This window comes from Capnocytophaga cynodegmi, assembly GCF_002302475.1.
GTDB classification, from domain to species: domain Bacteria; phylum Bacteroidota; class Bacteroidia; order Flavobacteriales; family Flavobacteriaceae; genus Capnocytophaga; species Capnocytophaga cynodegmi.
On record NZ_CP022378.1, the window covers coordinates 12412 to 34402 of the forward strand.

The window sequence follows — 21991 nt, forward strand, 5'->3', positions numbered from 1 at the left end:
ATATTTCAAAAAATTATTCTTTGTTTTTATTTATTTCCTAACTTCTTTGGTTATATCGAAAGAATTGTATCCAAGAGATTTCAATATTTGCATCATTTTTATAACTCTTTGTTTGAATTCTGTATAGTTGGACTTGTAACCCCATCCTATTTCAGCTATTGCTGTTATGCGAGGATATATCATATATTCAGCGTGTTGTTCAGTTTCAACGTATTCCGTCCAAAGATTTCCTTGTATCCCGTCTATGTATTTTGTGTATTCAGTATCTTTAAGTTGTGTTGGTATCGGGTCATAACTATAAACTTTTTCTAACGGAATGTATCCACCAAAAGCTTTAGGTTGAGTAGATGGATTGTCTTGATACTGATCTAAATAACAAAACTCTGAAGGTGACATTACTGCGTGATGCCTCAATTTTGCTGCAGTAACCCCTCCAGTTTCACCTCTCCACGAAAGAACTGTAGCTCCTGGCGATACTTGATTTCCTTCTAAAATTTCGTCCCATCCCATCATTTTGCGACCCTTTTTTGTAAGGAATTCGTCTATACGCGCCATAAGATAGCTTTGAAGTTGAATTATCTCGGTCATATTTTTTTCTTTATAAAGAGCCATACATTTAGGGCATTTTTTCCAATACATCATTGAGGCTTCATCACCTCCCACATGTATATATTCGGAAGGAAATAATTCTATTACTTCCTGAAGCACTTCGGTTAAGAAAACATACGTTTTTGGGTTTCCTATACATAAATCAAAGCCATCTCCCTTTCCTGTACACGATAATTCAGGATACGCATAAATAACTTCATTACTATGTCCAGGCATTTCTATCTCTGGGATAACTGTAATATAGTTTTTTTGAGCATAGGTAACTATTTCTCGTATGTCATCTTTTGTGTAATAACCTCCATATGCGTTTGGGGTGCCTTTGTAGCAGTATTTCCACTTCTTATCCCAATCTGAAGAAGTTCGGTAGGCAGTTTTGTTTATCAAATCTGGATATTTTGTTACTTCAATTCGCCAGCCTCCTCCATCAACAAGATGCAAATGAAGGCGATTGAGTTTAAGGTAAGCCATAGCATCTATTTGTTTTTTGATAAATTCTTTTGACCAAAAATGTCGAGAACAATCTATCATCAGACCACGATGACGAAACTTGGGTTTGTCAATAATTTCTGCACAATGTATTTTTCCGTTGTTTGTAAGCTGACGAAGGGTTTGTAATCCATAAAACAGACCCATAGAGGTAGGAGATTGGATTTTTATAGTATCAATACCTATACTTAGGGTATAGGCTTGTAATTGGGGGTCGTTCCAGGCCTCTTCTTCTTTTTCTGGTTGGGTTACTTTTAGCTCAATAATACTATTTTTCTTTTGTATATTACTGACTATTAGATTTTTATTGATAAATTCTTCTAAACGCTTTTCTTTTTCTTTAGGTAGATTAGTAACTATCTTTATAGTTTTTGACAATTCAAAATAGCCTTCTCCTTGTAAATAATTTTCTGGAAAAGGAATAACATTCTGACCGTAAGTAAAAAATGAAACCCAAACGAATCCTATTAGGATAAAAAATTTCTTTTTGCTCATAAGAAGTAAATTTATTTATAATCTGCAAATTGAAATATTCTGATTTTTAGTATGAAATATATACTATTTGAAGATTTAGTTATGTTGAAGCAAATTTACAAAAAGAAACAAAAAAGACAGCTTTTTAGCTGTCTTTTTTATATTTGATATTAAAAATTACACATTAAATCGGAAGTGCATTACATCGCCATCTTTCACGATGTATTCTTTGCCTTCTACGCGCATTTTCCCAGCTTCTTTTACTTTGGCTTCGCTTCCGTAGGTAACAAAATCATCATAAGCGATAACTTCGGCACGGATAAACCCTTTTTCAAAATCGGAATGGATAACTCCTGCGGCTTTGGGGGCGGTATCGCCTTTGTGAATGGTCCAAGCACGAACCTCTTTTACTCCTGCCGTGAAGTAGGTTTGCAAATTTAATAGCTTATAAGCTGCACGAATTAGTTTGGAAGCTCCTGGTTCATCAAGCCCGAGGTCTTCCAAAAACATTTGTCGTTCTTCATAGCTCTCTAATTCAGTTATATCCGCTTCGGTAGCAACAGCCAGCACGATAACTTCTGCATTTTCGTCCTTTACCGCTTCTCTTACTTGGTCAACATATTTATTTCCGTTTTTGGCAGAAGCCTCATCTACATTACAAACGTACAGAATAGGTTTGGCGGTAAGCAGTTGGAAAGAATCCATAAGTTCCTGCTCATCATCAGCTACTTGCACAGCTCTTGCAGAGTTTCCAGATTCCAGCGTAGTTTTAATTCGATTTAAAAGCTCTTGTTCTTTGGCAGCTTTTTTATCTCCTGCTTTGGCGGCACGATTTACCTTATCAAGACGCTTTTCAACGGTTTCCAAATCTTTGAGTTGAAGCTCCACATCAATAGTACCTTTGTCGCGAATAGGATTTACGCTTCCGTCCACGTGAACAATATTATCATTTTCAAAACATCTGAGTACGTGTATGATAGCATTACATTCACGGATATTTCCTAAAAACTGATTGCCCAAACCTTCGCCTTTACTGGCTCCTTTTACCAGTCCGGCAATGTCCACGATTTCAACGGTGGCAGGTAAAACACGTTCAGGTTTTACCAATTCTTCTAATTTTTCCAATCGTGGGTCGGGAACGTTTACTACCCCTAAATTGGGTTCGATGGTACAAAACGGAAAGTTTGCACTCTGTGCTTTTGCATTTGATAAACAATTAAATAAGGTGGATTTCCCCACATTAGGAAGCCCTACAATTCCTGCTTTCATATTATGTTTGTCTGTTTTACAGCTTTTTGATGATTTAAAATACTCATTTTTAGCTGTTTTACTTTTTACTAAAATTCCTGCAAAAGTAAGAAAAAATCTTGAAACTCAAAAAAGTAAAACAAACATTCCTGACAAAAGAATTTTCAAAATCTTTTAGTAAACATAATAAGGAATATTTATAAATAAATAGTTGTAAATTTTAACATTTGAAACCATTTAGATATGAAAAATTAGTATATATTTGCTGTGTAACAATTATTATTAAATTTTATGTATTTATTCATAAAAGTAAAATATTAAACATTTAAAAATTAGTTAATTATGAAAGTTATTTTAATAGAAGGTGAGGAAAATACTGGTAAAAGTACCCTATTTAGGAAAATCCGTGAGGAGTTAATTAATGGAAAAGGTATCATAATTAAAGAGGAATATGAACAAGATTTTTGGGGATTTTATGAGATAGAAGAAAAAAAAGTTATATTAAACTCTTTTTCAGATCAATTTAAAATTATCCGAGAGTTTAAGGAGTTTTATGAAAAATATAGAGATGAATGTAATGTGCTAGTAACAGCTATAAGACCTAAAGAAGTTAACCCTAGATTACATAACGCTATGAAAAAAAAAATATATGAGGCAGATAAAAGTGAACAAGAAATTGTTATTAGATTAGAAAAAAAGCATAAAATAGAGCAAGATAAATACCTTGAAGAAAAGTATGACGAATTTTTATCAGAGTGGAGCAAGATTTAACAAAAAAAAGCCGAAAGTATTGCACTTTCGGCTTTTTTTATTACTTCTTTGAAAGAAATCTTAAAATTATTTAAACTCTTTTTCGTAGCGTTTGCGGTCGTTTTCGTTTAGGTAGATTTTACGCAGACGCAATGATTTTGGTGTAACTTCCACGTATTCATCTTTTTGGATATATTCCAAAGCTTCTTCCAAAGAGAATTTAATAGCAGGAGCAATTCGCATTTTATCGTCCGCACCCGCCGAACGTATGTTAGTGAGTTTCTTGGTTTTGGTAACGTTCACCACCATATCATCACCACGTGAATTTTCACCTATTACTTGTCCTTCGTACACATCTTCGTTCGGGTCGATAAAGAATTTTCCTCTATCTTGCAGTTTATCAATAGAATACGGAATAGCTTTTCCGTTTTCCATAGAAATTAACGAACCATTGATACGCCCAGGTATTTCGCCTTTGTAAGGTTGATATTCCAAGAAGCGATGTGCCATAATGGCTTCTCCGGCAGTAGCGGTAAGTATCTGATTACGAAGACCTATAATTCCTCGCGATGGAATGATGAACTCAATAACCATTCGTTCACCTTTCGGGGTCATTGACAACATTTCACCTTTACGGAGAGTTACAAATTCAACGGCTCTCCCTGACAGGTTTTCAGGTAGGTCGATAGTCAATTCCTCAACAGGTTCGCATTTTACTCCGTCGATTTCTTTTATAATTACCTGTGGCTGACCGATTTGTAATTCATAACCTTCACGACGCATCGTTTCGATAAGTACTGAAAGATGCAATACACCACGTCCGAAAACCATAAATTTGTCGGCACTATCGGTAGGTTCTACGCGAAGGGCAAGATTTTTCTCCAATTCTTTCTCCAAACGTTCCTTAATGTGGCGTGAAGTTACGAATTTTCCTTCTTTTCCGAAGAAAGGAGAATCGTTGATAGTGAATAACATACTCATTGTAGGCTCATCGATAGCGATGGTAGGTAAAGCTTCCGGATTTTCAAAATCGGCAATGGTGTCACCGATGTCAAAACCTTCTAGCCCTGCGATGGCACAGATGTCACCCGCTTGTACTTCATCGATTTTTTTACGTCCTAATCCGTCAAAAGTGTGTAGCTCCTTAATTTTTGATTTTGTGATAGTTCCGTCCCGTTTTACTAACGAAACATTCATTCCGCTTTTTAGCACACCACGTTGCAAACGCCCAATAGCAATTCGACCTGTAAAAGAAGAATAGTCTAATGAAGTGATAAGCATTTGTGTGGTTCCTTCCTCTACTTTGGGCGATGGAATATGCTTGATAACCATATCTAAAAGCGGGTCGATAGAATCAGTTTGGTACTTCCAATCTTCTGACATCCAATTGTTTTTAGCAGAACCGTACACGGTAGGGAAATCCAACTGCCATTCTTCGGCACCGAGTTCAAACATTAGGTCGAACACTTTTTCGTGAACTTCATCAGGGGTACAATTCTCCTTATCCACTTTGTTTACAACCACAATAGGTTTGAGTTTCATTTCGATAGCTTTTTGAAGCACGAAACGCGTTTGTGGCATTGGACCTTCAAAAGCATCTACCAAGAGAAGTACTCCGTCCGCCATATTAAGCACACGTTCCACCTCACCACCGAAATCGGCGTGTCCTGGGGTGTCTATAATATTGATTTTCGTTCCTTTATAATTTACAGAAACGTTTTTAGAAAGAATGGTAATTCCACGTTCACGCTCAATGTCGTTGTTGTCCAAAATCAATTCGCCTGATTCTTGGTTTTCTCTAAATAACGCACAATGGTGCAAAATTTTGTCCACTAAAGTGGTTTTGCCGTGGTCAACGTGGGCAATAATAGCTATATTTTTGATAGCAGTCGTCATATAATATATTTAAAATTTGAGGAGGCAAAGATATAACTAAATGGGAAAAAATGAAAAACGCTTCCAAAAAGTTTTCATAAGTTAGTTGTTTAATCCTTGTGGAGAGTGTTATTTTTTCTGCTTTGATTTCATTTATAATTATCTTATTATCAAAATAAATAGGTTTTGCATCTAAAAAAATAAATCTTTTTTTGATGCTATTAACAATATTTTTCGTACATTAGCCCATTAATTTGTTTAAGGAATAAGAAATAGTATACATTAATTATGACAGAAGGAGAAAAACTCATTCCAGTAGATATTGGTGATGAGATGAAATCCGCTTACATTGATTATTCAATGTCGGTAATTGTTTCGCGAGCACTACCAGATGTTCGAGATGGTTTAAAGCCTGTACATCGTCGAGTTTTGTTTGGGATGTATGAGTTGGGGGTATTGAGTAACAGAGCACATAAAAAGTCTGCAAGAATTGTAGGGGAGGTATTGGGTAAATATCACCCTCACGGTGATTCGCCTGTGTACGAAACAATGGTTCGTATGGCTCAAGGCTGGAGTATGCGTTATATGCTAGTTGATGGGCAAGGAAACTTTGGTTCTATTGACGGAGACTCCGCTGCTGCGATGCGTTACACGGAGGCCAGAATGCGAAAAATATCGGAAGATATGCTTGCTGATATTGATAAAGATACCGTTGACCATCAGCTTAACTTTGATGATACATTGCAGGAGCCAACAGTGTTACCGACCCGTATTCCTAACTTATTAGTAAATGGTTCATCGGGAATTGCTGTCGGAATGGCAACCAATATGGCACCACATAACCTAAGTGAGGTAGTAGATGGTACTATTGCTTATATTGACAACCCAGACATTGAAATAGATGACCTCATTAAATACATAAAAGCTCCTGATTTTCCAACAGGTGGTATCATTTATGGGTATGAAGGAGTGCGTGAGGCGTTTAAAACAGGTCGTGGTCGTGTGGTAATGCGAGCAAAAGCCGATATTCAGGAAATTAAAGGAAGAGAGTGCATTGTTGTTACAGAAATTCCGTATCAAGTGAATAAGGCTTTGATGGTTAAACAAACTGCCGACCTTATTAAAGACGGAAAGTTAGAAGGCATTTCCGAAATTCGTGATGAATCCTCAGGACGTGACGGAATGCGTATTGTTTACGTAATGAAAAGAGATGCTGTTTCTAACGTAGTTTTAAATAACTTGTTTAAACACACTGCATTACAATCTTCTTTCAGTGTAAATAATATCGCACTTGTTAATGGCAGACCGCAGTTATTAAACCTGAAAGATTTAATTCATCATTTCGTTGAACATCGTTATGATGTGGTTTACCGAAGAACAGAATTTGAACTTCGTAAAGCTAAAGAAAGAGCTCACATATTAGAAGGTTTAATCATTGCTTCAGATAATATTGATGAAGTTATTGCGATAATTCGTTCGTCAGAAAGTCCTGATGAAGCACGTACACGTTTGATGGAGCGTTTTGAATTGTCTGAAATTCAGTCACGTGCTATTGTTGAAATGCGTTTGCGTCAACTTACAGGTCTTGAGCAAGATAAGTTACGAGCTGAATATGATGAGCTTGTAAAACTAATCGTTGATTTGGAAGACATCTTGGCTCGTAAAGAACGTCGTACAGAAATCATCAAAGAAGAACTTCTTGAAGTAAAAGAAAAATATGGTGACAGTAGACGTTCACAAATTGAGTACGCTGGAGGAGAATTTAGCGTAGAGGATATGATTCCTGATGAGACGATGGTAATTACTATTACACACGCAGGATACATCAAACGTACTTCACTTACTGAATACAAAACACAAAATAGAGGAGGAGTGGGACAGAAAGCATCAAATACTCGCGACCAGGATTTCTTGGAGCATTTATTTGTGAGTTCGAATCACCAATATATGCTTTTCTTTACTCAGAAAGGAAAATGTTTCTGGATGCGTGTTTATGAAATTCCTGAAGGAAGCAGAACAGCTAAAGGACGAGCTATTCAAAATCTTATCAATATTGAGCAAGATGATAAAGTGAAAGCTTTTGTAAGCGTTCAAAACCTTAAAGATGAGGAATATATCAATAATAATTATTTGATTATGACCACAAAACAGGGAATTGTCAAGAAAACGTTATTGGAACAATATTCTCGACCTCGTCAAAATGGTATTAACGCAATTACAATTAAGGAAGGAGACGAGCTTCTTGAAGCTAAACTTACTTCAGGAAAAAGCCAATTAATGTTAGCTGTTAAATCAGGTAGAGCTATCCGCTTTGGAGAAGAAAAAGTACGTGCTGTAGGGCGAAACTCACAAGGTGTACGCGGAATTGATTTGGATATTGAAAATGATGAAGTTATTGGTATGATAGCCATCGAAAATCCATCAGAAGAAACTGTGCTTGTGGTTTCGGAAAACGGGTACGGAAAACGTTCTTACATTGATGAGCCAGAAACAGGAGAGGCTGTATACCGAATTACGAATCGTGGAGGAAAAGGAGTAAAAACCATTTCGATAACTGAAAAAACGGGTAATTTGGTCGCTATCAAAAGCGTACTTGCAGGTGAAGACCTAATGATTATCAACAAGTCAGGAATTGCGATTCGCTTACCAATTGATGATTTGCGTATTATGGGACGTGCTACACAAGGTGTACGATTGATAAACATCAAAGGTAACGATTCTATTGCTGCTGTTGCCAAAGTGATGAAAGAAGATGAAGATGAGACTATGCCAGGAGAGAATCAAGATTCTGAAATAGAAAATAATACATAGATAATGAGTTTTGCATAAATCTTACTAAAAAAACATACTTTGGCAAGGTTTATGCTTACTTTGTCTGAAAAATCAAAAAATTATAAAATAACTTACAAAAACAAATCAAATGAAAAAATCATTATTATTTGCATCAGCATTATTGGTTTCAGCTGTTGCATTTGGACAAAAAAAAGAGCTTAGAGAGGTAGAAAAACAAATCAAAAAAGGAGATTTAACAAACGCTAAAAGTGCTTTGGAAAGTATTAAGGGGGTAGCTACTTCAAATAAGGAGTTTGCTCCACAATATTACTTCTTAGAAGGACAATTAAATCTTGCTAATGCCAAAAAGAATGTAAATGTGGCTTCTTCTTTACAAAATGCTTCAGCTGCGTTTGCAAAAGTTAGAGAATTAGAGGGAGGAAAAGGAAAATATGTGTCAATGTTACAGCCTCTTTTAGATGATGCAACCAATATTGCTCTTACTCAAGCACAGGAATCTTATGGTAGAAAAGACTTTAAAAATGCAACAACAGCTTTTGAACAAGTTTATCGTTTAAGTCCAAGAGATACTGTCTTTTTGTACAATGCTGCTTTAGTGGCAGTACAGGATAAAAATTACGATGCTGCTCTGAAATATTATAAGGAATTGAAAGATTTGAATTATGATGGCACAGAAGTTCTTTACTTTGCGAAAGAAAAACAAACAGGTAAAGAGGAAACTTTTCCAAATAAAAATCAACGTGATTTGATGGTAAAAGGAGGAACTCACACAAATCCAAGAGATGAGAAAACTCCTTCAAAACGTGCAGAAATCATCAAAAATATTGCATATATCTACGTAGAACAAGGTAAAAATGATGAGGCTTTAGCGGCATTTGCAGAGGCTAGAAAAAGATATCCTAATGATGCAAATTTGATAGTTCAGGAAGCTAGCATTCATATGCAGTTGGATAATAAAGATAAGTTTAAAGAATTAATGCAGGAAGCAGCTAAATTGGAGCCTAAAAACCCTGATTTACAATACAATATAGGTGTTATTAATATGCAACAAAATCATTTGGAAGAAGCTCGTAAAGCATTCCAACAAGCATTGAGTATCAAGCCTGATTACGCTGATGCTGTGTTGAATATTTCAACAACTTATATTAATGAAGGAAATGCTTTAGTTGAGCAAATGAATTCTTTGGGAAACTCAAAAGCTGATATTGCAAAATATGAAGAATTGAGAGTCCAAAAAGATAATTTATTCAAAAAAGGAGCTGAAATTCTAGAAAACTATTACAAAACACAAGGTAAAAATGAAAATATCTTAGAGCAATTAAAAAATATCTATGGAGCTTTAGGAGATAGTGCTAATTTCCAAAGAGTTAAAGGATTATTAGGACAATAGTTCTTTTTAATGCATTAACATATAAAAGCATAAAGTATTAACTACTTTATGCTTTTTGTTTTTTTAATAAAGAATAAATAACATACGCTTCATTTTTAACTTTCGACTTTTAGTTCTATCTTTGCCCGAATTTTTAAAGAATAAAAATGCAAATAGAAGTACTAAAATCTAAAATTCACAGAGTTACAGTTACTGGAGCTGATTTAAATTACGTGGGAAGTATCACGATTGACGAAGAGTTACTTGATGCTGCTAATATGATTGAAGGAGAGAAGGTTGCGATTGTAAATGTTAATAATGGCGAACGTTTAGAAACCTATATTATAAAAGGAAGACGAAATTCTGGGGAAATTGTATTGAATGGTCCTGCTGCTCGTAAGGTGCAAAAAGGCGATGTAATTATTATTATTTCTTACGGAATTATGGACTTTGAAAAAGCAAAAACATTCAAGCCATCAATTGTTTTCCCAAATGAAAAAACAAACAAGATAGAATAACATAATAAACTAATTACCAAAAATATGAAGGTTTTAAAAACGTTTATTCCTTTGTTATTGGGTGTTTTTCTATGTTGGTATGCATATAACCAATTTACTGAGGAACAACTCGTTGAAATTAAGACTAAATTTATAGATGCTAATTATTTTTATATTGGTTTGTCTGTCTTTTTGGGATTTTTGAGTCATATTCTGAGAGCTGTGCGTTGGCAGTTATTTATCAGTCCATTAGGATATAAGGCGAAAACTACTAACAGAATTATGGCAGTTTTTATAGGTTACTTGGTAAATATAACAATTCCTCGTTCGGGCGAAATTTCACGAGCTTTGGTAATTAATCGCTATGATAATGTTCCTTTCGATAAGTCCTTTGGAACAATTATTTCGGAACGTGTTATTGATATGATATTGCTGTTATTATTCACATTATCAGCATTTTTTATTCAATTTGATTTGATAAGTGACTTTCTTATTTCAAGAGTTCCTTTTAAAAAATTAGCATTTATTGCAGGGATTGGATTAGTTCTTTGTGGTGGAGTGTTATGGTGGCTTTATAAATCAAAAAATTTGTTTGCAGATAAAATCAGTAATTTTCTTTTAGGATTAAAAGAAGGAATTTTTTCAATCATAAAGTTAAAGCAACGAAAATTGTTTATAATACATACACTTTTAATTTGGGCGATGTATTTTTTGATGTTTTACGTTTCATTTTTTGCTTTGCCTGAAACAAGTACGGTTGATTTATCAACCATCTTAACAGCTTTTGTCGTGGGTAGTTTTGCGATTGCTTTTACAAATGGTGGCTTCGGTTCGTATCCGTTTTTTATTGCAGAAATTCTTTTACTATTTGGAATTCCATTAGTTATAGGAACTGCTTTTGGTTGGATTGTTTGGGTTTCGCAATTTTTTATGACTTTATTCTTTGGAGGTGTTTCTTTTCTGTTACTTCCTATATTAAACAGAAAAAGAGCTAATTAAATTGGTTTTCCTAAAATAATTTCTTTCCCTTTAACAGATTGTGTAAAAATTAAATATTTATCACTTCCATCTTTAATTTTATATTTTTTCTTAATTTCATCAACTGACAAAGGATAATTTTTAGAAATAATATTATATCTATCATTTTTTTTAATATTTTTAGCTGAAAAAGCCTCTGATTTTAAGATTCTTCCTGGAAAATTAGTATTTACTTGGTTGGAAGTGTACAAGTGCGTGTTAGGATGTAACTTTTTTAAACTAAAATATTTAGAAATCAGGTTAAAGGCCCCAGATTTTAAAAGAGTATTATTTGGAATATATATATACTTTTGAGATTCTGAAAAAGAAGCTACTGCACTTTCTACATCTTCAAAAAAGAAAGAAAAAATTGGCTCGTTTGTATCTAAATTTATACATCGACAGAGTGTTTTTTTATCTGTTTTATCTTGATTTTGCAAAATAACAACTTCTTTTACTTCATTTTTGATGGCTACTATATCAATGCGTTCTATGTTATAGAGTGTTGAAAGTAAATATTTTAAATCGATTAAAGGTGATAATTTTATCAAAATTTGATTTGTAATTTCCCATAATGCCGATTGAATTTCTAACAAATTAGGAGAGAGGTCTTCCAATAAAAATTTCTTTTTATTATTTTCATCTCTTCTGGCAGGATCAATAAAAATCAAATCAAAAAAAATTGAATTTTTCTCCAAAAACTCATCTAAGGATTGCTGATGAAAACTTGCTTTTCTATTTAAAACCAACCAGTTGTGTCTTACTAATGTTAAAAGTTCTGGATTTTTCTCTACCAAATGTACCTCTTCAAAATTTTGGGATAAAAAAAATGCATCAATTCCAAGTCCACAAGTTAAATCCAAAAAACGCTTACCAAACATTCCAATAGCTTTAAATTCAGCTGTTTGTTGTGAAGAGGCTTGTTCTAAATTCAATTGTGGAGGAAAAATAATATCTGGTTGATTTAAAAAAGGAAATTTTTTAGAAGCAACGTTTCTTCCAATAATTTGTTGAGCTAAATATTTATTACTAATTTCCTCAAAAACAGGTTTTTTGAGCAATAAATCAGAAATACTAATCTGTAAGTTTTTGGTAATAAAATCCTGAATTTTTTTATCTAAAATCATATCAAAAAACGAAACAATGACCTAAAAAAATTAAATCATTCTTTTTCAGCTCTATAAATCTTTCATTTTGGTTGCTAAAGTTTCAATAAATTTTGAAATAGGAGATTTAATCATCATTGCCATCATCGGATTAAAATTTCCTTCAAAAAGAAGTTGTACTTCTGTCTGATTTTCACTCTTTTTTAATAAATTAGTAGTAAGCGTGAATGGTATTTTATCACTTTTTGCTCCTAAAACAATCTGTGAATGAGGAGTGTTTCCTTTCTTTTCTAAAGCAATTTCAGGCATTCCTTTCAGTGCAAATAAAAAAGATTCTTCATTGATTACCTGAAACTTACTTATAGAATCGGGCATTAATTTTTCAAAATTTTCTACATTTTCCAATAATCCAAACAATTCTTGTTGGTCTTTAGAAACGATTACTTTTGGGCTTTCTAAATTCATTATTAAAGGGGTCTAAAGTTTGATAAAATATGTAGTTTAATCAAATGGAAATTTTATCTTTTACTTAACCATTTTTATCATATTTCTTGATTTATTTTATTGTTTCCATTGAGAAGGATTTTCTCGCCATTCTTTTAAAGTTTCTAACTCATTTTCAGAAATATAACCTATTTTCAAAGCTTGTAAAAGTAAATTTTCATAATCACTTAACGTATACAAATTTACCTTTTCATTTGTAAAATTAGAATTAGCAACATCAAATCCATAAGAGAAAATAGCTATCATTCCCAATACATTTGCTTGACTGTCTTTCAGAGCTTTAATAGCATTTAAGCTGCTCATTCCCGTACTGATTAGGTCTTCAATTACGATAACGTTTTGGCTAGCTTCTAAAAGCCCTTCAATTTGATTTTGTCTTCCGTGTTTTTTAGGTTCAGGACGAACATAAATAAAGGGCAGTCCCAGCTGATTTGCCACAAGCATACCAATACCTATTGCTCCTGTAGCAACCCCTGCAACCACTTCTGTATTTGGATATTTTTCTTTGATTTGTTTTGCCATTTGTGAAGCTACAAAATCTCTAACTTCTGGATATGAGAGAATTATGCGGTTATCACAATATATTGGAGATTTCCAGCCCGAAGCCCAAGTAAAAGAATTTTCAGAATTCAATTTTATTGCTTTTATTTGCAACAAGAAATCAGCTGTTTTTTGTGCTGTATTAGTATCTAAAATCATTTTTAAATTATGTATGAAATTTTTGCTAACGATAAATCTATTATTCTGACAAATGTAGAGGAAAATATTAACAATGTCAAATTTTTTCGACTAAAAGATGTAACAATTGATTTCATTATGTCAGAATTGAATAAAAAAGGCGTTGAAAAAATCTATCTTTACCACCCCAAAGAGGAAAAACTACTTAAAAAATTTAAGAAAAAACTATCCGTAATTAAGGCTGGAGGAGGAGTTGTCACCAATAAAAAAGGTGAAATTCTAATAATGAAAAGGCGAGGAAAATGGGATTTACCCAAAGGGAAAAAAGAAAAAGGAGAAAATATTGCCGTTTGTGCCTTGCGTGAAGTAGAAGAAGAGACAGGAGTTAAAAAGCTAAATTTGATGCGTTTCAGAACCATAACATATCACATTTTTAAGCAAGATGGACAATATTTTTTGAAAGAGACTTATTGGTATGATATGGAAACAAAATATAAAGGCGTTCTTAAAGCTCAGATTGAAGAAGATATAGAAATGGTTTGTTGGAAAAAGCCAAGTGAAGTGAAAGAACTAATCAAAAAGTCCTATAAAAATATCCAGAAAATATTTGAATAGTTTTTTCAATTTACTGATTTAAAACTTTAATTTCAATAGTGAAATGATTAAATTGGTTTTGCTAACAGGTTTGGGAAGTTTCATTGGTGGAATTTTGAGAGTATTTGTTTCTTTTATTTTAAACATAAAATTTGACAAAACGTTGCATTTTCCTATCAGAATTATGGCTGTGAACATCATTGGGTGTTTCCTGATAGGTATTTTTTTCGCTTATTTTAAAGAAAAATCTCAATTTGGAGAATTACAATATTTTTTAATGACAGGAATTTTAGGAGGATTTACTACTTTTTCAACTTTTTCACTCGAAACATTACAACTTCTTCAAAATAATGAGCCGATAAAAGCAATTTTTTATGTTTTGGGAAGTGTTCTTTTGGGAATTACGGCTTGTTTCTTAGGAAGTAAAATACATTTTTAACAAAATTGTAAGATAAAATGAAAAAAAATCTACTATTAGCAATAGTATCGGGATTACTTTTAGCTTTTTCTTGGCCTACATATGGCTTTACTGTACTGATTTTTGTCGCTTTTGTTCCATTATTATTAGCAGAACAAAACATACGTAAAAATTATAAGCAAACTAAAAGGAAAACATTTGTAATCAGTTATTTATCTTTTCTAATTTGGAATATAATCACTACGTGGTGGCTATGGTATTCAACTCAAGGAGGAGCTGTTTTTGCAATCTTGGCAAATACACTACTGATGACTATCACATTTTTGCTATATCACATTGCTGCAAAGAGATTACCTCAAAAAATAGCTCTTATTTTTCTGATTTCGATATGGTTATCATTCGAGAAATTTCATTTAACGTGGGATGTTTCGTGGCCTTGGCTCAATTTAGGAAATATTTTTTCAGGGCAAATCACTTGGATTCAATGGTATGAATACACAGGAACATTTGGTGGTAGTTTATGGATTTTACTTATAAATATTCTACTTTTTTCCTTTTTAAAATCATATTTTGAGATAAAAAACAGAAAAAATCTTGCAAAAGGTGTCGGAATTTCAGTTTTATGTTTTGCTATACCTGTTTTGGTGTCTTATTTTATGTATATTAATTACAATGAGAGAGAAAATCCTATTGATGTAATCGTTCTACAGCCAAATATTGACCCTTATTTCGAAAAATATCAAATTTCAAACCAAGAAATAGCACAATTATTGGTAAATCTTTCCGAAAATTCATTAGATGAAAAAGTGAATTTTGTTGTTACTCCTGAAACTGTGTTTGCTGATAACATTAAGTTAGAAAATTTACAAAATTCGTGGGAACTTGCCTTTTTACGTTCTATGGTATTGAAATATCCAAATTTGAACATCGTTGGAGGGATAGCTATGATTGATTTCTTCAAAGAAAAATCTAAAATAACCAAACAAACGAATTATCTGGAAAGGGCAGACATTTGGTACAATGACTATAATTCTGCATTTTTATTAAATACAAATGATTCTATTCCGCTATATCACAAGTCAAAATTAGTAGTTGGGGTTGAAAATTTTCCTTATCAGAGTATTCTAAAGCCTATTTTGGGTGAAACTTTGATAGATTTGGGAGGAACTGTAGCCTTAAAAACTACACAAGAGGAGAGAAGTGTCTTTTTGGGTGAAAAAACAGAAGGAAAAGCAGCTCCCATCATCTGTTATGAGTCAATTTATGGTGAATTTGTAACAGATTATATCAAAAAAGGAGCGAATTTTTTAACAATTCTTACAAATGATGCTTGGTGGAAAAACACGCAAGGGCATAAACAATTGTTAAGTTATGCTCAATTACGTGCAATTGAAACTCGCCGTAGTATCGCCCGAAGTGCCAATACAGGAGTTTCAGCGTTTATAAATCAAAAAGGAGAGATTACAAAATCATTAGCTTATGAAAAGCAAGGAAGTTTGCGAAATACCATAAACTTAAATGATAAAATAACATTCTATGTAAAAATGGGAGATTATTTTGCTCGTATTTCGTTGTTTTTGAGTTTATTTATATTTTTGTATGCAATTGCAAAAAAACGTGGATAAAAATATATTAGGTTGCGTATGAATAATTTTTTAAGTCTTTTGATAATAATTTGTTTTTGTACTTTGAATGTATATTCTCAGAAAAAAATGAAGATAGAAATACAGAAAATTAGCAATATAGAAAACTTCCCTAGTGGGTCAGGATTAGCTGCAAATGGTGAAAAATTATATGCAATTGGTGATGATAGTCCGTTTTTGTATGTGATAAATTCTAACTTTCAGGTTGAAAATAGAATTTCATTATTGGAAACTTCAGCAGATAATTTCAAAGGAAATCGTATCAAAAAGAAAATTAAACCTGACTTTGAAACTTTGGAAATGATTTCTGAAAATGAGCTTGTTGTATTTGGTTCTGGTTCAAAATCTCCACAACGTGATGTGTTTGTTCGAGTTTTATTAAATGAAAATTCAACAATAGAAAGTCATTCAATAACAGAGTTTTATGAATATTTAAAACGTTTTCCTTTATTGGCAAATACGGAGCTTAATATTGAAGCAAGTGCTTTTTCTGATGGATTTTTATACTTATTTAATAGAAGTAACAATGTTATTGTAAAGTTTGATTATCAAGATTTTTTATCATATTTAAAAACAGGAAATCTTCCCAAAATAGAAATAAGCCGAATTTCTCTTCCTGAGATAGAAAAAATTGAAGCAGGTTTTTCGGGAGCAACATTTAAGGAAAAATCGAAGATTATTTTTACGGCTTCGGTAGAAGCTACTGATGATGCTTATAACGATGGGGAAATTATCGGGAGTTTGGTTGGTGTAATTGATATTTCTGATTTTCAAAAACCTAAAGTAATCCGATATAATTTAATTCCGAATAATGGCGAAAATCCTATAAAAGTAGAGTCCATCACGATATTATCTTCAAAATCAAATGGTAATACTGAAGTTGTTTTTATAACAGATGATGATAACGGAAATACAAAGCTCATCAAAGCAAGTTTAAAAATGTAACTTATTTTATTTCAAATTAAGCTCCAATTTTCCATAAAGTAAATCCAAATAATAGCGAGTTTCTTCCGTAAGATTGGTATTTTCAAAATATTCTTTTTCAATAATGGGAAGCACAATTTTAGCAAGCTTAGTACTTGTTATCCAGTTTTGTACTTCGTTGTTAAACTCGGGATTATCTGAAAAAGGACAAGAATAATACCCATCAGAATCAACATAATAATACATCATTACTTGTAAATGTTCGAGAGCGAGTGGGGAAGAGGTCAGTTCATTTTCCCAAACATCAAATAAATGCTTGGTAGGAAGTCCCGCTAAATTGAACATCAAAATATAGCTTATTGCATTATCTCCTCGGTTTTTATTATAATTTGTAAGTACATATCTTATAAATTCTGTCGAGAAACGTTTCATAAAATCCAATTCGGTTTGTTGCCAACAGCTTTTTTCAAAATGGCATTTGTCTAATATAAGTTCGGTAGAATGTCTTATTAGAGCGCCTTCTGTCAAGAGTTCAAGTATTCGAGGTAAGAAGTGCTTTATTTCATATCCTACTTCATCATAATGTACAGCATCTAAATAATCATAAATAGCAGATATAGAAAGTTCATACACAGGAGTCTGTAAAAGTTCTTGTATTTTCTCAGGAGATACACAACACGGAGTACATACATTTAATTTTCCATTGAGTGAATGTTTAAAAAGACTATATGCTTCCTCTATCAGTGACTCAATAGTTTTAGTTCTTTTAGGTGTATTTTTCTCAGGACGTATCTTTATTTTCATCAGATATATTCTCTATTGATTACATTGCAAAATTATATAAGTGATACGTAATCTTTTTACGTAATTGATTTTTTCCCATTAAAAAATTGTAAAGATTTAGGATTATAATCAAAAAATCAGGTTGAAAAATACTAATTCCAACCCGATTTTTTTTCTCAAAATTTATATATTTCTCCTGATTTACTTCCTTTTGAGTACTTTTTCTACGGCTTTTAGTACGCCATCTTTGTCGAGTCCGTATTTTTTCATTAGTTGTGAAGGTGTTCCTGATTCTCCGAATGTGTCATTCACCGCCACGAATTCTTGTGGAATAGGGAACCTTTGTGTAAGTACACGTGATACACTTTCGCCCAATCCTCCGTAGTAATTGTGTTCCTCACAAGTAACGATACATTTGGTTTTCTTTACGGAATTTAAAATAATTTCCTCGTCCAAAGGTTTGATAGTGTGAATGTTAATTACTTCGGCAGAAATACCTTGCTTTTCCAATTCATCGGCAGCAAGTAAGGCTTCCCAAACCAAATGTCCTGTGGCAACAATAGTTACATCTTTCCCTTCTGTGAGAAGAATACCTTTACCGATTTCGAACTTTTGGTCTTCCGGAGTAAAATTTGCTACTGTCGGACGCCCGAAACGTAAGTAAACCGGTCCTTGATAATCGGCAATGGCAATAGTGGCCGCTTTGGTTTGATTATAGTCACACGGATTGATAACTACCATTCCAGGGAGCATTTTCATCAGACCGATGTCTTCCAAAATTTGGTGCGTTGCTCCGTCTTCCCCTAAGGTAAGTCCTGCGTGTGAAGCACAAATCTTTACATTTTTGCCCGAATATGCAATCGACTGACGGATTTGGTCATACACCCTTCCGGTTGAAAATGCGGCAAATGTACCCGTAAACGGAATTTTTCCTCCTATGGTAAGTCCTGCTGCGATGCCCATCATATTGGCTTCAGCAATACCAATTTGGAAGAAACGTTCAGGGTTTTCTTCAATAAATTTCTCCATTTTGAGCGACCCGATAAGGTCAGCACACAACGCCACTACGTTAGGATTGGTACGCCCAAGCTCAGCCAATCCTGCCCCGAAGCCGCTTCGAGTATCCTTTTTTCCTGTGTCTGTATATTTCATAATTGTATTTATTCAATAATTTTCCCGTTGTTAATATCTATTTTAATTTTTTTTATTCCTTCTTCAAATTGCTCTTGTTTTTCATTATCTTCGTATCGAAGTGTGTAATTTATTGTAAAAGTCCAAATATTTTTCGATTTATTTAGCTCAGTTACTCTACTGAGAAATACTGTTTTGGAAGGGAAAATTTTCTCAGAATCCACCTGCCAAATTGTATTATTATCCTTAATATTTATCCTTTTAAACAACTGTTTTTCATCTCCAAATAGAATAGCTTCTTCCTGATTTAAAGTATATATCTTATCAGGATTGATTAAGAATTTTGAATTTGATTTAAACAAAAATTGCCATTTATCGCCGTAAATATAAAAATCTCTATCAGAATTTCCTGTTACTTGAACCAAAAAATTAGTTTCATTCCAAGTACGTATATCGATAATATCCCCATTCCAATCATACGAGCTATTATCTATTTTAACAAAAGTATCCTTATGAAGCACAAAAGAGAAAAGAACATAATACGGATTTACCGAAGTATTTCCTTGTTCCGCCCAATCACGTGTTATATCAATCCAAATGAAACCATCTTCTTTTAATCGACTTATGTTAGGTGTAAAACCCTTTACTAAATACGTTTTTTCTCCTTTTTTTACTTCTTTAGGAATAGACTCTTTGTGTGAAACTACGATTTTTTTATTCTGAATTTTATATAAAAACAACTCAAAATCTTTCTTTCCTACAACAATTTCAAAATCTTCCCCTAACGAAATTCTTTCGATAGAAATATCTTGTGGAATATTTCTTTCTTGTTTAAAAACTTCAAGAAATTCTTGTCTGTTTGGTTCACTTTCTTTATTGCACGATAACATAACTATCGACAATAATATAAAAACTAATCTTTTCATTGTGTTGAATTTTAAAAATCATATAAAGAACTGTAATACTCTATAGCTATAAAAATTCTGTCAGAATAGGCAAATTCTTAAAAATTAATATTTAAACGAATATAAACATCTATAAAGATTCGACTTTACTCAAACTGACAATTAAAATAATTAAATTACTTTTTAAAAGAAAAATTTAATCTTGTTTTGTAAATTAAATATATATCCAACTTATTTTATATATAAAACTTAGTCAACTTGTATATATATTTTTAGAAACTTATATATACTTTTTTGATAAGATATATACATATAATTTTAAGAATATATCTATCTGTATAACAGCAGGTTTATACTTCTTTCCGAAAAGAAAATTATTTTTTATATTTTTCGTACTTGATAACGCGTTGCATTTCCTTTAAATCTATTCCAGGGGTAAACTGAATTTTATTGCTTTTAATTAAAGTAGGATTGAATTTCTCCGCGGTTTCTGCTCCCTCGCTCGAAATAGTAATTCTAAAACTTCCGAAATCACCCAAACGAACAATACGTCCTTCTGAAAGATGTTTTACTAATACTTTGGTTAAATCATTGAGAACCGCTAAAACATCTGTGTCGGATACGGTTGATGAACCTGTCGCAATTTCTTTAGCAAGAGCACGGAAAGATATTTCACCATCTGCCTTTGCACTTGCATAAAATTTAGGTTGAGCTTCTTTATCCAATAGATTTTTTTGCTCTACGATGTTGTATTTTACTGCCATAATAAATAAATTTTTTAGTGATATAATATATGTAAGGTGTAATATTTTTGTATTTGTAATAAAGCAAACAAACCGAGCAAAGCCTGATTGCTTTTATTTTTCTTTTTAGACTTTGCTCTATTTGTTGCTTATTCTTTTATTTTAGTTCGCTCAAAGCCTTCTCTAATCTTGGGAGAACGTCCTTAATATCTTGCAAAGAACATCCACCTGCCGAAGCTCTAAACCAAGGCATTGTTCGGCTATTTCCAAAGGCAGAAAACGGAACTAATGCCATTCCTGCTTCCTTAATAAGGTAGAAAACCAAGTCAGTAGTATCGTTAAGTTTGTCGCCTTTCGGTGTAGTTTTCCCAACATAATCTAACTGAATGGTCAAATACAAAGCTCCCATCGGACGAATGCTCTCCACTGCATATCCCTTTTGTTTCAATGCCTGAATGCCCTCGTGCAGGGTTTCTAAACTGTGTTTAATCTTTTCTTTGAAATCATTTACGAACGAGTCAACCGCTTTTGTGTTGGTAAGGAACTGAGCCATCGCCTGTTGTTCAGGTTTCGGAGCCCACGCCCCAACGTGCGTAAGTAGAGCCGCCATCTTTCCGATGATTTCCGAAGGACCAAAAGCCCAGCCCACGCGAACGCCCGTAGCCGCAAAACATTTGGAAGAACCGTCAATAAATATGGTATAAGGCTTCATTTCAGGGACTAAACTTACCGGATTAAAGTGTTTTTCTCCGAAGGTAAGCATCGCATAAATTTGGTCATACATCAAGTAAAGAGGCTTTTCGTTGGCTCCACGTTTGCGGTTTTCTTCCACAATAAGTTCGCAAATTTCTCTGAGTTGATGCTCGGAAAACATCGTTCCTGTCGGATTAAGTGGCGAACAAAGTGCTAACAGAACGGCATCTTTCAGGTGCGGACGTAGCTCTTCCGCCGTAGGTAAGAAGTTGTTTTCAGGCTTAACTTCCAGTTCTATTTTCTGAGCAGAATTCAAATACGAATAGTGATTGTTATTCCACGAAGGTACGGGATAAATTACTTTATCTCCCTCATCTACAATGGTTTTAAAGGTTGCGTAAATCAACGGACGCGAACCTCCCGCGATAAGAATATCTTTCGCCGAGTACTCCAATGCGTAACGTTGTTTGAGGTCTTTCGAAACATTTTCCCGAAGCGAAAGGATACCACTCGCAGGAGGATAGTTCGTAAGGTTGTCGGCATACGCTTGTTGAATACCCTCTTTAAGCTCATTGGGAATGGGATAAATATTCGAATCCAAATCCCCAATGGTTAAATTTGTGATTTTTTCGCCTTTTGCTTTGAGGTCGTTTACTTCGTTTCCAATCTTTACAATCTCAGAACCGATTAAATTTTGTGCTAATTTTGATACTTTCATAACGTTTTGATATTTTAAAGTTAAGGTTTTACA

Annotated in this window: 20 protein-coding genes; 9 read left to right on the forward strand and 11 right to left on the reverse strand. The window is 33.3% G+C overall.

What is annotated here, in order from left to right; translation table 11 throughout:
* Window positions 1-30: 30 nt before the first annotated feature.
* Window positions 31-1590: a beta-N-acetylhexosaminidase gene (locus CGC48_RS00055; RefSeq protein WP_095897272.1), complete on the reverse strand. Its 1560-nt coding sequence runs from the start codon at window positions 1588-1590 to the stop codon at window positions 31-33.
* 156 nt (window positions 1591-1746) lie between these two features.
* On the reverse strand, window positions 1747-2838 hold the full coding sequence (gene ychF / locus CGC48_RS00060) for a redox-regulated ATPase YchF (RefSeq protein ID WP_095897273.1): 1092 nt from the start codon (window positions 2836-2838) through the stop codon (window positions 1747-1749).
* 321 nt (window positions 2839-3159) lie between these two features.
* On the opposite strand from ychF, the gene CGC48_RS00065 reads away from it, so the two are divergent.
* Window positions 3160-3588 (forward strand): hypothetical protein, encoded by a 429-nt coding sequence (locus CGC48_RS00065; protein WP_095897274.1) that lies wholly within the window; start codon window positions 3160-3162, stop codon window positions 3586-3588.
* A gap of 66 nt (window positions 3589-3654) precedes the next feature.
* Here the strand turns inward: CGC48_RS00065 and typA are convergent, their stop codons facing one another.
* Window positions 3655-5463 (reverse strand): translational GTPase TypA, encoded by a 1809-nt coding sequence (gene typA / locus CGC48_RS00070; RefSeq protein WP_095897275.1) that lies wholly within the window; start codon window positions 5461-5463, stop codon window positions 3655-3657.
* A 267-nt stretch (window positions 5464-5730) separates the two neighbouring features.
* Between typA and gyrA the strand changes: the two genes are divergently transcribed.
* From gyrA to CGC48_RS00090, 4 genes are all read left to right on the forward strand, one after another.
* Entirely contained in the window at window positions 5731-8253 is a 2523-nt protein-coding gene (gene gyrA, locus CGC48_RS00075) for a DNA gyrase subunit A (RefSeq protein ID WP_095897276.1), read from the forward strand.
* A gap of 109 nt (window positions 8254-8362) precedes the next feature.
* Complete coding sequence (locus CGC48_RS00080; RefSeq protein WP_095897277.1) at window positions 8363-9625, forward strand: tetratricopeptide repeat protein; 1263 nt, start codon at window positions 8363-8365, stop codon at window positions 9623-9625.
* A 146-nt stretch (window positions 9626-9771) separates the two neighbouring features.
* Window positions 9772-10122: an aspartate 1-decarboxylase gene (gene panD / locus CGC48_RS00085; RefSeq protein ID WP_095897278.1), complete on the forward strand. Its 351-nt coding sequence runs from the start codon at window positions 9772-9774 to the stop codon at window positions 10120-10122.
* Window positions 10123-10146: 24 nt separating this feature from the next.
* Window positions 10147-11100, forward strand: coding sequence for a lysylphosphatidylglycerol synthase transmembrane domain-containing protein (locus CGC48_RS00090; RefSeq protein ID WP_095897279.1), 954 nt, complete (start codon window positions 10147-10149; stop codon window positions 11098-11100).
* Here CGC48_RS00090 and CGC48_RS00095 read toward each other — a convergent pair.
* The 3 genes from CGC48_RS00095 to pyrE all read right to left on the reverse strand — a co-directional run bounded on the left by CGC48_RS00095 (window position 11097) and on the right by pyrE (window position 13427).
* On the reverse strand, window positions 11097-12245 hold the full coding sequence (locus CGC48_RS00095; protein ID WP_095897280.1) for a class I SAM-dependent methyltransferase: 1149 nt from the start codon (window positions 12243-12245) through the stop codon (window positions 11097-11099). The genes CGC48_RS00090 and CGC48_RS00095 overlap by 4 nt on opposite strands.
* A gap of 51 nt (window positions 12246-12296) precedes the next feature.
* On the reverse strand, window positions 12297-12689 hold the full coding sequence (locus CGC48_RS00100; protein WP_095897281.1) for an orotate phosphoribosyltransferase: 393 nt from the start codon (window positions 12687-12689) through the stop codon (window positions 12297-12299).
* A gap of 96 nt (window positions 12690-12785) precedes the next feature.
* On the reverse strand, window positions 12786-13427 hold the full coding sequence (gene pyrE / locus CGC48_RS00105; RefSeq protein ID WP_095897282.1) for an orotate phosphoribosyltransferase: 642 nt from the start codon (window positions 13425-13427) through the stop codon (window positions 12786-12788).
* A 9-nt stretch (window positions 13428-13436) separates the two neighbouring features.
* On the opposite strand from pyrE, the gene CGC48_RS00110 reads away from it, so the two are divergent.
* The 4 genes from CGC48_RS00110 (at window position 13437) to CGC48_RS00125 (ending at window position 17006) form a co-directional block, all read left to right on the forward strand.
* A complete protein-coding gene (locus CGC48_RS00110) occupies window positions 13437-14021 on the forward strand; it encodes an NUDIX hydrolase (protein WP_018279070.1) in 585 nt (194 codons plus the stop codon).
* Between the two features lie 43 nt (window positions 14022-14064).
* Entirely contained in the window at window positions 14065-14439 is a 375-nt protein-coding gene (crcB, locus tag CGC48_RS00115) for a fluoride efflux transporter CrcB (protein ID WP_095897283.1), read from the forward strand.
* A gap of 17 nt (window positions 14440-14456) precedes the next feature.
* A complete protein-coding gene (gene lnt, locus CGC48_RS00120; protein WP_095897284.1) occupies window positions 14457-16043 on the forward strand; it encodes an apolipoprotein N-acyltransferase in 1587 nt (528 codons plus the stop codon).
* Window positions 16044-16130: 87 nt separating this feature from the next.
* Entirely contained in the window at window positions 16131-17006 is an 876-nt protein-coding gene (locus tag CGC48_RS00125; protein ID WP_095897285.1) for a DUF6929 family protein, read from the forward strand.
* 6 nt (window positions 17007-17012) lie between these two features.
* On the opposite strand, the gene CGC48_RS00130 is transcribed toward CGC48_RS00125, so the two are convergent.
* From CGC48_RS00130 to CGC48_RS00150, 5 genes are all read right to left on the reverse strand, one after another.
* Entirely contained in the window at window positions 17013-17789 is a 777-nt protein-coding gene (locus CGC48_RS00130) for a hypothetical protein (protein WP_095897286.1), read from the reverse strand.
* A 180-nt stretch (window positions 17790-17969) separates the two neighbouring features.
* Complete coding sequence (locus CGC48_RS00135; RefSeq protein ID WP_026193825.1) at window positions 17970-18923, reverse strand: transketolase family protein; 954 nt, start codon at window positions 18921-18923, stop codon at window positions 17970-17972.
* 5 nt (window positions 18924-18928) lie between these two features.
* Window positions 18929-19825: a hypothetical protein gene (locus tag CGC48_RS00140; protein ID WP_157909829.1), complete on the reverse strand. Its 897-nt coding sequence runs from the start codon at window positions 19823-19825 to the stop codon at window positions 18929-18931.
* A gap of 353 nt (window positions 19826-20178) precedes the next feature.
* On the reverse strand, window positions 20179-20568 hold the full coding sequence (locus CGC48_RS00145) for an HU family DNA-binding protein (RefSeq protein ID WP_095897288.1): 390 nt from the start codon (window positions 20566-20568) through the stop codon (window positions 20179-20181).
* A 136-nt stretch (window positions 20569-20704) separates the two neighbouring features.
* The gene (locus CGC48_RS00150; protein WP_095897289.1) at window positions 20705-21958 is read right to left on the reverse strand and encodes a pyridoxal phosphate-dependent aminotransferase; all 1254 of its coding nucleotides are present in this window, start codon (window positions 21956-21958) and stop codon (window positions 20705-20707) included.
* Between the last annotated feature and the right edge of the window lie 33 nt (window positions 21959-21991).